Origin of the sequence: Bacillus paramycoides, assembly GCF_001884235.1 — a bacterium.
GTDB lineage: Bacteria > Bacillota > Bacilli > Bacillales > Bacillaceae_G > Bacillus_A > Bacillus_A paramycoides.
The window spans coordinates 66,908-78,865 of sequence record NZ_MAOI01000065.1 but is presented as its reverse complement, the minus strand read 5'-3'; the positions used below and the strand labels follow the sequence as shown (position 1 = coordinate 78,865).

The window sequence follows — 11,958 nt, the reverse complement described above, 5'->3', positions numbered from 1 at the left end:
TCTTATTTTCATTACCCTTTAATTTTTTCGACGAAAACTACTTTTAAATAGTCTCCCTCTTTAAATTGATCAATTGTACGGAAATCTTCGGGTAAAGAATGTTCTTCTAATATTTTATATTTGCCGTTCATTTCTTTAAATGCTATATCGATAAAGCCTTTAAATTTTTTCATATCGAATGCGCTACAATTTGTAGAAGCTACGATAATACCGTTATTTTCTGTAATGGCAATTGTTTCTTTTAATAAATTTTTATAATCTTTCGCTGCACTGAATGTATATTTTTTCGAACGTGCAAAGCTTGGAGGATCAAGTACAACCATATCAAATTTCATCTTTTTCTTAGCTGCATATTTGAAATATAGAAATACATCTTCTACAATAATATCTTGCGCTTCGTAATCAATTTCATTTACACTGAACTGCTCAATCGTTTTACTTAAACTACGATTTGCAAGGTCAACACTCGTTGTTTTACTTGCGCCGCCAAGTGCTGCAAATACAGAAAAAGCTCCAGTATAGGAGAACATATTTAAAACTGTTCTTCCTTTTGCATATTTATCACGAATTTGTTTTCGAACGTTACGCTGATCTAAAAATACACCAACCATCGCCCCGTCATTTAAATATACAGCAAAGTTTACACCGTTTTCTTTTACGATAAGTGGAAACTCACCGCGCTCTCCTGCTACAAAATCATCATCTTCAATGTATTTCCCTTTCGTATCAAAACGTTTTTTCTCATAAATCCCTTTGAAATTTGCTACTTTTTGAAGTGCTTCTACGATTTCATCACGGAAAGTATAAATCCCTTCACTATACCAACTTATTACGTAATAACCGTCATAATAATCGATGATTAAACCACCAAGACCATCGCCCTCACCATTCACAACACGAAATGCTGTTGTATCATTTGATTTATAAAAATCTTTTCGTTTATGTAAAGCAGATTTGATTTTACTTTCAAAGAAAGGTTGATTAATTTGCTCCTTCTCTTTTCTCGTTAAAATCCATCCATATCCTTTATTTTGTTTTCCATAATAGCCTTTTCCGATGAATTGGTTCTTCTCATCTACTACTTTGATGATTGTCCCTTCTTCACGTACATCATTTAAATTTTGAATAGCATCTTTTAAAATAAGCGGATATCCACTTTTAATTTCTTTTATAAACTTCGGTTTTATTTTTATAGTTACTTCAGATCGCATGTAATGTCTTCCTTTCCATTTGAATGCTTTCTAACTATAGTAAGCATTTAAAAAACGAGACTGAAAAAACAGCCTCGTTTCACTATACCATATTATTGCTTTGCTAGTACAACTAGCCTATCCTCTCGCATAACCGCTATATATTTACTAACTTTTGAAGTGAACATCTTACTATCTACAATAACTGAAAAAACTTATATAAAAGAGACTTTCTTTATTTTTCTACAGCAATTTCTTGCTTTTGAAACTTAGAAACTATATAACCAATTCCTATACCGATCATACCTGGAACTAACCAGCCAATCCCTACACTATATAATGGAATCTTATCTAAAATAGGTGCTAATGCGGCAATTTGAAGATTTGCATTGTGCAATCCATCAAAGAAGCTAATCGCGAACGCCCCTATAATACCGCCTACATACATTGCTAATGGAAGACGAACGTAATTTTCAACGAGTGATAATACGATAAGCACGATACCAATTGGATAAATTGCAATTAAAATTGGTAATGCTAATGCATTTAACTGAGTTAAACCAAGATTTGCTACCATAAATGCTAATACACAGAAAATGAAAACAACTTTTTGATAAGAAAGCTTTGGTAATAAAGAAGAGAAGTATTCGCCACAAGCTGCAACAATACCTACAGAAGTTGTTAAACATGCTGCTGTAATTGCGATACCAAGTAATAACGTTCCGTAATTGCCAAATAAATGAGTCACTACGTTTGTTAAAATAATTCCGCCGTTTGCTCCCATGCCAAGTGAAACACTAGAAGCTCCAAGGTAAGCAAGCGCTAAATAAACAAGTAGTAAGCCAAGTGCTGCAATAAATCCTGCAAAAATGGTTACTTTCGCAATGCTATTTTTATTTGTAATACCTTTTGCTTTTAAAGCATTAATTACAACATTTCCGAAAACAAGTGCTGCAAGTCCATCTAAAGTTAAATATCCGTCAATAAAGCCTTTAAAGAGTGGAGCACTATACGCTTCTGTCGGTGCACCAAACTCTCCAATTGGTGTCATAATTGCTTTCGCTACAATAATTGCAATGACAGCTAATAAAATTGGTGTTAACACTTTACCGATGCGGCCCACTAATTTCGATGGGTTTAAAGCTAAATAGAAAGTTACTGCAAAGAAAATAAATGTAAAGATAACAAGTGGATATGATTGACCAGCTACCTCACTTGGTAAAAACGGTGCAACACTCATTTCATAAGCAACAGTTCCTGTACGTGGTACACTAACAAATACACCTAAACATAAATAAATTGCAGTGATAAAAATAAGTGCGAATACAGGGTGTACACGTCCTGCCAGTTCATTAATATCTCCTTTTAAAGCTATAACAATAACCCCTAATAAAGGAAGTCCCACACCTGTTACGATAAAACCAAACAACGCAATCCATACATCCGTTCCAGCACCTTGTCCTAACGCTGGTGGGAAGATCATATTACCTGCACCGAAAAACAATGCAAATAACATTAAACTTATTGCAAACATCTCAGAAAACTTTAAAGACGATTTCATTTCTACTAACCTCCTATATAATTATCAGATTAACAAAATATTCTGAATTAAATTCCGTCACATTTCCTCTTTCAAGCATACTTCCCTATAAAAGAACGCAAAAAACACCCGTCCCTAACAAAGGGACGAGTGTTGAAATCGTGGTTCCACCCTTATTCTAATAAAATGAATTTATAACGAAATAAGCTCATTTTATAGCTCGTGTAAATTGATAACGGTTTTATCCGCCAAGAATTACAATGCATCATGCAGTTCACTCTTGAAGTTTAGAGGTGGTAAGTATGTCTTTCCGTATTAGGAAGCTCACAGCCTAAGGCTTCCCTCTCTGAGAATCGTAAAAAACAACTCGTGTCCTCATCATTACTTTTATAAAATATCTTGTCGAAACTTGTTGTTTTTTATTATATGGGCTATTTTTTAAAAAATCAATAGTTTTATTTTTTCTGACAAAAAAATATAGGGGGAAAACATCCCCCCTATATTTGCCCCATCAATCTTTCTAATTCTTCAGCTGTAATGTTCCGCCATTTTCCGGTTTCAAGTTCATTTAGCTCTATATTCATAATGCGAACTCGCTTCAACTTTGTTACTGTATACCCGAAAGCACGACTCATTCTACGAATTTGTCTATTCATTCCTTGTGTTAAAACGATGCGAAATGTAGATTGGTCAACTCTCGTCACTTTACATGGTTTCGTCATTCCATCTTTGATTTTCACTCCGCTGGACATCATATCAATAAACCAATCTGTAAACGGCTTATCGACCGTAACAACATATTCTTTCTCATGCTCATGATCACCGTGCAAAATTTGATTCGCAATCGTACCATCATTCGTTAATAAAATGAGTCCTTCCGATGCTTTATCTAACCGCCCAACAGGAAAGATTCGTTCTGGGTAATTGATATAATCAATAATGTTCCCTTCAATATTCTCCGCTGCTGTACAAGTAATTCCAACTGGTTTATGAAAGGCGATATATACTTTTTCTTTCTTTTCTTTTTCAATAACCTGCCCATCAATCGTTACAACATCACCTTCGTTAACGAGTGTACCGTGCGTACAAATTTCACCGTTAATGCAGGCGCGTCCTGCTTTGATGATGCGGTCTGTTTCGCGTCTTGAGCAGGATTTTGCTTCGCTTATGTATTGGTTGATTTTCATGTTTTATTCCTTTTCTTATAGATTAAAAGCGTCAATCCATGGCAATATAATTATGCCAAGATTGACGCTCCTTCACTTCGCAAAAACAACTAAATAAATAACCCCAATCACCAAAAATATTCCGCAACAAGCTAACAATACTTTTGCAAGTTTGTCCATAAACATATAATGGTTCCCCTTTTGTTTGGTTGTTTGCTATTTTAATTCGACAACTGTTACGCCTAGGCCTCCCTCGCCCATATCGCCGTAACGGAAGCTTTTCACACCGCGATGTTTCTTCAAGTAATCTTGTACACCTTGGCGAAGTGCTCCTGTTCCTTTACCGTGAATGATTGATACACGAGGGTAACTTGCAAGCTGTGCATCATCTAAATATTTCTCAACGCGCACCATTGCATCTTCATAACGTTCACCGCGAAGGTCAAGCTCTAATGAAACGTGATAATCTCTACCCTTCACACTTGCGACTGCTTTTTTCTCAGTTTGCTTCGGTGTATTAATGTATTCCATATTGGATTCTTTCACTTTCATCTTCAGAATACCAATTTGTACGCTCCACTCTGTATCACTTACTTTTTCAAGTAGTTGACCTTTTTGACCGAACGTTAACACTTTTACTTCATCGCCTGCTCGTAATTGTTGTTTCGGCGCTGTGTTTTTCACGTTTACTTTTTGTTTCTTCACAAGCTCTGGCGCTGCCCCTTCTAGACGGCTCTTCGCTTCAATAAGTTCATGGTCTTTCACGTTTACAAGCTGTGCTTTACGCAATTGACGAAGTTCTTGAATAATGCCTTCTGCTTCTTTCTTTGCAGCTTCGACTTTTTCTTCCCCTTCTTTTTGCGCTTTTAATAATTTTTCATCGCGCTCATCGTTAAATTCAATAATTTGACGCTGTAATTCACGATGAAGTTTTTCAGATTGCTTGCGAAGCGCTTCTGCTTCGTTCCAGTCACGCTCTGCGTTCTTTTGACTTTCTTCTAACTTCGCAATCATATTTTCAATTTTATTTGTATCTGTACTAATATGGTTACGTGCTTGATCGATAACTCGATCAGATAGTCCAAGGCGCTTCGAAATTTCAAAGGCATTACTACGTCCTGGTACACCGATTAATAATTTGTACGTTGGGCTTAATGTATTCACATCGAACTCAACACTCGCATTAATAACTTGCTCACGGTTATATCCGTATGCTTTTAATTCCGGGTAATGCGTCGTTGCTACAACGCGAGCACCGCGGTTACATACTTCATCCAAAATTGAAATTGCTAGTGCAGCCCCTTCTTGTGGATCTGTTCCAGCACCTAATTCATCGAATAAAACTAAGCTTTCAAAATCAGCTTTTTCTAAAATATCTACAATGTTCACCATATGTGAGGAGAACGTACTTAAACTTTGTTCAATCGATTGCTCATCACCGATATCAGCAAAGATATTTTTAAATACACAAATCTCTGACTCGTCCATTACTGGAATGTGAAGACCAGATTGCGCCATTAATACACAAATACCAACTGTTTTCAGCGTAACTGTTTTACCACCTGTATTCGGCCCTGTAATAACAATTGTTGTGAAGTCTTTACCGAGCATAATGTTATTTGGCACAATAATTTCCGGATCAATAAGCGGATGACGTGCTTGTCTTAAATCCATGTACCGCTCGTTATTTACGATTGGCTTCGTTGCTTTAATTCGCTTCGCATAAAAAGCTTTCGCAAAAATGAAGTCAAGATTGGCAACTACTTCTACGTTAGATAAAACGATATCCGCTTCTACTGCTACTTCTTCTGTTAACATCAATAAGATGCGTTCGATTTCTTGTTTTTCTTTCACTCGTGCTTCTTGAAGCGCGTTATTTAATTCTACAATGACTTGTGGTTCAATAAATAAAGTTTGCCCAGAAGCTGATTGATCGTGAACAATACCGCCATATACGCCGCGGTATTCTTGTTTTACCGGGATTACGTAGCGTTCGTTACGGATCGTTACAATCGCATCTGATAACATTTTTTGTGCGTTTGAAGAACGCGTCATGTTTTCTAACTTCTCACGGATACGGCTTTCCGCAGTACGAATTTGAGTACGAATACCACGCAGTTTATCACTTGCGCTATCGACTACTTCACCGCCGTCACCGATGCAATTTGTAATTTTCTTTTCTAAATCATATAAAGATACAATTTGAGCGACATGAGTTTCTAAAATTGGAAGCTCGACACCATTATCAACCATATCTTCAATGAAACGTTTCATATTGCGACTACCATACATCGTATTGGCAATATCAAGTAGTTCATTTGGGCTTAACATACTTCCAATCTTTGCACGCTTCACATTTGAGCGAATATCCGTAATACCACCTAATGGTGCAATACCTTTTAAACGAATGACTTTCGCTGCTTCATCCGTTGTATCTTGCATTTCTACAATTTCTTCAAAATCAGTGCTCGGCACTAAATTCTTCACTTTATCACGGCCAAGTGAAGAGGCTGTATGTTCAAGTAATTGTTCTTTTACTTTATTGTATTCTAATACACGCAACGTTCTTTCTAACATGTTGCAGGTCCCCCTTGTGTTACTTATTACGTTTAATATAGTCCAATAAACGTTCAATATCCCATGTGTTAATCACGTTATCTTTTTGAATCCAACCTTTACGTGCTGCTGCTACACCTGTTTCCATATCTTCTAACATTTCAAGTGTATGGGCATCGGTATTAATCGCTACTTTTACACCAGCATCTTGTGCTTGTTTTAATAATTTCGCGCTTAAATCTAAACGGTTTGGATTTGCATTTAATTCTAAAACTGTATTTGTTTCTTTTGCGAGTTCGATTAATAAATCTGTATCTACATCATAGCCCTCGCGGCGCCCAAGAAGACGCCCTGTCGGATGGGCAATCATTGTGACATGCTTATTCTCAAGCGCAGTGCGAAGACGTTTCATAATCGTTTCACGGTCTTGTGAGAAGCTAGAGTGAATCGCTCCAATGACATAATCTAATTCTGCTAATACTTCATCATCAAAATCAAGTGTTGCATCTGGTAAAATGTCCATTTCAATCCCACGTAAAATTGTAATGTCTGGATACTTTTCATTCATGCGCTCAATTTCTTTCGCTTGCTCGCGAAGACGCTCTTTCGTTAAGCCATTCGCTACTTTCAAGTATTGTGAATGATCAGTAATTGCCATAAACTTATATCCACGAGCGCGACATGCTTGTACCATTTCTTCAATTGAAAAAGCACCATCACTCCACGTTGTATGCATATGTAAATCACCTTGTATGTCAGAGAACTGAATTAAGTTCGGGTACTCTTTAATTAATTCAATTTCTTTTCCATCTTCACGCACTTCTGGCGGGATGAATGGAAGACCGAAATGAGCAAAAAATTCCTCTTCCGTTTCAAATGTTTTCACTTCACCTGTCTCTAAGATTTCCACACCATACTCACTAATTTTCTCGCCTTTATCTTTTGCGATTTGGCGCATTTTTACGTTATGGTCTTTTGATCCTGTGAAATGGTGAAGAGTTGTAATAAACTCTTCTGGCTTTACAAGGCGGAAATCAATTGAAATATCATATTCATATTGAAGACGAACAGATACTTTCGTATCCCCGCTCGCAATTACTTCAATCATATTATCGAATTGTAGTAAATGTTCACGTACTACAGCTGGTTCTGTCGTTGCAATGATGAAGTCTAAATCCTTCACTGTCTCACGAACACGGCGTAAACTACCAGCGCGTGAGAAACGAATCACCTCAGCAATATTCGACAATTTCTCCTCTATTTCCCCGGCAATAGGCAATACCATCGCAATTGGTAAACGCTCGGGACGAGATCCTACTTGATCAATTGCTTCCAATATTTTCTCTTCTGTTTTTTTACCAAAACCTGCTAAAGCTTGTACTTTATTTTCCTCACAAGCAGCTTTTAACGTTTCCATATCGACAACACCAAGCTCTTTGTATAACTTAGCTACCTTCTTACCCCCAAGGCCTGGTAGTTTTAATAGCGGTAATAAACTGCTCGGTACTTCTTTTTCAAGTTCTTGTAGTACTTCAGATGTTCCCGATTCTATATATTCTTGAATAACTGCTGCCGTTCCTTTTCCGATGCCTGGAATCTTTGTGAAATCTTCAATTTCAGAAAGACTACGATCATCACTTTCTAGCGCTGCCGCCGCTTTACGAAATGCAGATATTTTAAATGGATTTGCGCCCTTCAATTCCATAAATAGGCCGATTGTCTCCAATAATTTAATAACTTGTTTTTTATTTACTTTCATCATTGCCCCCGCCTTTCTTTCATAGAAAAAAACTCCTCTTTCCGAAAAAAGAGAAGTTATACTCTGCTACCTGTCTGCCATAGTTCCTTCACCTTTTCAGAAAGAATCGGTGTATCGTCTATAATTATTTTGCTAATTGATGATTTTTGTAATGGTGTTTGCAATTGTTCAATTGGAAGAATTGTTCCAACAATAATTAAGACAAACAAAATAATATACACTTCTAAAAATCCGAGGATTGCCCCCGCAAGTGCATTCACTTGCTTTAAAACCGGTATTTCTGCAAACATATTTAACAAATTACCAAGTAATGAAAGTGCGATTTTTGTAATAATAAATAATACGATAAACGCAATTGCTTGATAAAATACTGTTTCAATATTATTTGCATCAATCCATTCTGGAACAGATACGTTTTTATCAAATGGATACGGAATAAATTTCGCAAGTGTTGGCGCTAAATCTTTACAGTACCAGTATGCAACAAGGTATGCGATAATAAAGCTTGTTAACTTTATAAGTTGCAAAATGAACCCTCTGCGTAAGCCAAGGAAAAATCCCATAACAAGCAGTAAAATGATAATAATATCAATCATGTTATTCCATTCCTTTTTTTGTCATACTTTCTTTCAGCTTCTCATGTTCTTCTTTTAATTTTATGTAATCGTGTATGACGTTTACCGCCGTCAATACCGCTAGTCTACTCGTATCAAGCGAAGGATTCTTGGCATTGAGTTCGCGCATTTTATCATCCACAATCGCTGCTACCATGCGGATATGACTTGTACTTTCATCGCCAACAACTGAATATTGCTGACCATAGATTTCTACATTAATTCGACTTTTCTTTCCCTTTTGTTGTGACAACTCACCGGCCTCCAATCACGTACAGAATCCTAAAGTTTATAATACCATGAACCATCATAATATGGAAACAGAAAGAACAATCCGATATGATAAAAATAACAATATAAAAAAGGAGCGACCATCTTGTCAAATTCTATCGTATTACAAACAAGTTCTACAGTAATTGAAGACATGAAACAACAATATAAACAGGCGCTTAGCCCGAAAATTCCGCAAGGCGGTATCTTTATGGCAAAAGTTCCATCTTGCACGATTACAGCATATAAATCAGGCAAAGTGATGTTCCAAGGTGGCCGTGCTGAAGCAGAAGCTACTCGTTGGCAAACTGTCTCTCAAGCACCAAAATCAGCTGTAAAAAAATCGGCTAACTCACATCGTTATGCCCCGCCCTCTTCCATCGGTACAATGTCTATTGTAGGATCCGATGAAGTAGGTACTGGCGATTACTTCGGCCCGATGACGGTCGTTGCTGTATATGTGGACGCAAAACAGATTCCACTTTTAAAAGAACTTGGTGTAAAAGACTCTAAAAACTTAAACGATGCCCAAATTGCTGAGATTGCAAAACAACTCCTTCACGTTGTTCCTTATAGCTCTCTCGTTCTTCACAATGAAAAGTATAATGAGCTATTTGATAAAGGAAACAACCAAGGTAAACTGAAAGCTTTACTACACAATAAAGCCATCACAAATTTATTAGCAAAAATTGCACCTACAACACCAGAAGGCATCTTAATCGACCAATTTACGCAACCTGATACATACTATAAATATTTAGCGAAACAAAAACAGGTACAGCGTGAAAATGTTTATTTCGCTACGAAAGGTGAGAGCGTTCACTTAGCGGTAGCCGCTGCTTCCATTTTGGCCCGTTACTCATTTGTAAAACAATTTGACGAACTAAGCAAAAAAGCTGGTATGCCACTTCCGAAAGGTGCTGGCAAACAAGTAGATATTGTCGCTGCTAAACTCATTCAGAAGCTTGGAAAAGAAAGACTACCTGAGTTTGTGAAACTGCATTTTGCTAATACAGAAAAGGCGTTTCGCTTATTAAAATAGTATCGACAAAAACAGGAGCCTACAAACTCCTGTTTTTTGTTTCATATTGCCTCGATTCAATATAGTTGCATTTACTATTTTCCTCTCTAACATATCGCTCAACCACCTCATTTTTACTAATTTCCCTATATAAAAGGGAGAGTCACCACGACTCTCCCTTTTATATTAGCTTCGTTTTTGCTTCTTATTTGATGAAGATACTTTATGAGAACCAGTTTCATGTGTCGTTGTTCCTTGTCCTTCCACTTCTGGAGAACCTAGGCTTGATCTAGAATGATCTTTTTTCACTTTTTTACCCATTTACATTCACCCCTTCGCGTTACTATTTGCTGCGAGGTAATAAACTATTCAAAATAAAAAAGCGAGAGGATTCCCTCTCGCTTTTTTATATTTTAGAATTCAGAAGAACCTGGAGTTCTTGGGAACGGAATTACGTCACGGATGTTAGCCATACCAGTAATGTACATTAGGAAGCGTTCGAAACCTAGACCGAATCCAGCGTGTTTTGTACCGCCGTATTTTCTAAGTTCTAAGTACCACCAGTAGTCCTCTTCGTTCATACCTAATTCTTTAATTCTGTCTACTAAAACGTCCATTCTTTCTTCACGTTGGCTACCGCCGATTAATTCGCCGATGCCAGGAACTAGAAGGTCAGTAGCAGCTACTGTTTTTCCATCTTCGTTAAGGCGCATGTAGAACGCTTTAATGTCTTTCGGATAGTCAGTTACGAATACAGGACGTTTGAAGATTTCTTCTGATAAGTATCTTTCGTGCTCTGTTTGTAAGTCGATACCCCATTCTACTGGGTATTTGAAGTCAGCGCCTGACTCTTGAAGTACTTTAATTGCTTCTGTATATGTGATGCGACCGAAGTCAGAGTTGATTACGTTGTTCATGCGCTCTAGAACTGTTTTATCAACGAAGCTATTGAAGAAGTCCATTTCTTCTGGTGCATGCTCTAGTACGTATTTCATTGCATATTTCAGCATATCTTCTGTAAGGTTCATTACATCACCTAATTCAGCGAATGCAATCTCAGGCTCAACCATCCAGAACTCAGCTGCGTGACGAGTTGTGTTAGAGTTTTCTGCACGGAATGTAGGTCCGAATGTGTACACATCACGGAACGCTAATGCATAAGCTTCAGCATTCAGCTGTCCACTTACCGTTAAGTTTGTTTCTTTACCGAAGAAGTCTTTTGATTCATCAACTTGTCCGTCTTCACCTTTTGGTACGTTGTTTAAATCTTGCGTTGTTACGCGGAACATTTCGCCTGCGCCTTCTGTATCACTACCAGTGATAATTGGTGTGTGAACATGTACGAATCCACGCTCTTGGAAGAATTGGTGAATCGCAAACGCTGCGATAGAACGCACGCGGAATGTTGCAGAGAATGCATTTGTTCTTGGACGTAAGTGAGCGATTGTACGTAAGTATTCAAACGTGTGACGCTTCTTTTGAAGTGGGTAATCAGAATCTGATAAGCCCTCAACCTCAATTTTTTCTGCTTTAATTTCAAATGGTTGCTTTGCTCCAGGTGTTGCAATTACTTTCCCCTCTACTTTAACTGAAGAGCTTAGTGGAAGCTTCGCAATTTCTTTGAAGTTATCTAATTCTGTATCGAAAACGATTTGAACACTTTTGAAGAAGCTACCATCGTTTAATTCGATGAAACCAAATGCTTTTGAATCACGTAAGTTACGAATCCAACCTGATACTTGTACTGTTTGATCTGCGTATTTCTCTGTATCTCTATACAGACTTTTTACTAATGTGTTTTCCATAGTGAAATTCTCCTTTGCTGATATATTTAAATACAAA

At 37.3% G+C, this 11,958-nt stretch carries 10 protein-coding genes and 1 other annotated feature; of the genes, 1 reads left to right on the top strand and 9 read right to left on the bottom strand.

Translation table 11 applies throughout. The features are described from left to right. Positions 1 to 11: 11 nt before the first annotated feature. The 7 genes from BAU28_RS10130 to zapA form a co-directional block, all read right to left on the bottom strand. A complete protein-coding gene (locus tag BAU28_RS10130; RefSeq protein ID WP_071718492.1) occupies positions 12 to 1,211 on the bottom strand; it encodes a class I SAM-dependent rRNA methyltransferase in 1,200 nt (399 codons plus the stop codon). A 214-nt stretch (positions 1,212 to 1,425) separates the two neighbouring features. Continuing rightward, positions 1,426 to 2,751, bottom strand: coding sequence for a branched-chain amino acid transport system II carrier protein BrnQ6 (gene brnQ6, locus BAU28_RS10125; RefSeq protein ID WP_025147539.1), 1,326 nt, complete (start codon positions 2,749 to 2,751; stop codon positions 1,426 to 1,428). 118 nt (positions 2,752 to 2,869) lie between these two features. After that, positions 2,870 to 3,121 (bottom strand) — a binding site (T-box leader). A gap of 106 nt (positions 3,122 to 3,227) precedes the next feature. Then, complete coding sequence (locus BAU28_RS10120; RefSeq protein ID WP_071718491.1) at positions 3,228 to 3,917, bottom strand: 23S rRNA pseudouridine(2604) synthase RluF; 690 nt, start codon at positions 3,915 to 3,917, stop codon at positions 3,228 to 3,230. A gap of 195 nt (positions 3,918 to 4,112) precedes the next feature. Further along, a complete protein-coding gene (locus BAU28_RS10115) occupies positions 4,113 to 6,473 on the bottom strand; it encodes an endonuclease MutS2 (protein ID WP_071718490.1) in 2,361 nt (786 codons plus the stop codon). Between the two features lie 19 nt (positions 6,474 to 6,492). Next, complete coding sequence (gene polX / locus BAU28_RS10110) at positions 6,493 to 8,211, bottom strand: DNA polymerase/3'-5' exonuclease PolX (protein WP_071718489.1); 1,719 nt, start codon at positions 8,209 to 8,211, stop codon at positions 6,493 to 6,495. Between the two features lie 56 nt (positions 8,212 to 8,267). Continuing rightward, the gene (locus BAU28_RS10105) at positions 8,268 to 8,807 is read right to left on the bottom strand and encodes a CvpA family protein (protein ID WP_002173684.1); all 540 of its coding nucleotides are present in this window, start codon (positions 8,805 to 8,807) and stop codon (positions 8,268 to 8,270) included. A gap of 1 nt (position 8,808) precedes the next feature. Next, the gene (gene zapA / locus BAU28_RS10100) at positions 8,809 to 9,078 is read right to left on the bottom strand and encodes a cell division protein ZapA (protein WP_000082701.1); all 270 of its coding nucleotides are present in this window, start codon (positions 9,076 to 9,078) and stop codon (positions 8,809 to 8,811) included. Positions 9,079 to 9,201: 123 nt separating this feature from the next. Between zapA and rnhC the strand changes: the two genes are divergently transcribed. Further along, positions 9,202 to 10,137: a ribonuclease HIII gene (gene rnhC / locus BAU28_RS10095; protein ID WP_071718488.1), complete on the top strand. Its 936-nt coding sequence runs from the start codon at positions 9,202 to 9,204 to the stop codon at positions 10,135 to 10,137. Between the two features lie 165 nt (positions 10,138 to 10,302). Here the strand turns inward: rnhC and BAU28_RS10090 are convergent, their stop codons facing one another. After that, positions 10,303 to 10,437, bottom strand: coding sequence for a YuzL family protein (locus tag BAU28_RS10090; RefSeq protein WP_002173687.1), 135 nt, complete (start codon positions 10,435 to 10,437; stop codon positions 10,303 to 10,305). Positions 10,438 to 10,529: 92 nt separating this feature from the next. Further along, positions 10,530 to 11,921 carry an asparagine--tRNA ligase gene (gene asnS, locus BAU28_RS10085; RefSeq protein WP_025147544.1) on the bottom strand — a complete coding sequence of 464 codons (1,392 nt, stop codon included), beginning with the start codon at positions 11,919 to 11,921 and terminating at the stop codon, positions 10,530 to 10,532. Positions 11,922 to 11,958: the final 37 nt, after the last annotated feature.

What these genes read in the sequence shown, in the direction of transcription:
- BAU28_RS10115 (WP_071718490.1), bottom strand. Translation starts at nt 6,473, where the DNA reads ATGTTAGAAAGAACGTTGCGTGTATTAGAATACAATAAAGTAAAAGAA.
- BAU28_RS10120 (WP_071718491.1), bottom strand. Translation starts at nt 3,917, where the DNA reads ATGAAAATCAACCAATACATAAGCGAAGCAAAATCCTGCTCAAGACGC.
- brnQ6 (WP_025147539.1), bottom strand. Translation starts at nt 2,751, where the DNA reads ATGAAATCGTCTTTAAAGTTTTCTGAGATGTTTGCAATAAGTTTAATG.
- BAU28_RS10090 (WP_002173687.1), bottom strand. Translation starts at nt 10,437, where the DNA reads ATGGGTAAAAAAGTGAAAAAAGATCATTCTAGATCAAGCCTAGGTTCT.
- BAU28_RS10105 (WP_002173684.1), bottom strand. Translation starts at nt 8,807, where the DNA reads ATGATTGATATTATTATCATTTTACTGCTTGTTATGGGATTTTTCCTT.
- polX (WP_071718489.1), bottom strand. Translation starts at nt 8,211, where the DNA reads ATGAAAGTAAATAAAAAACAAGTTATTAAATTATTGGAGACAATCGGC.
- asnS (WP_025147544.1), bottom strand. Translation starts at nt 11,921, where the DNA reads ATGGAAAACACATTAGTAAAAAGTCTGTATAGAGATACAGAGAAATAC.
- BAU28_RS10130 (WP_071718492.1), bottom strand. Translation starts at nt 1,211, where the DNA reads ATGCGATCTGAAGTAACTATAAAAATAAAACCGAAGTTTATAAAAGAA.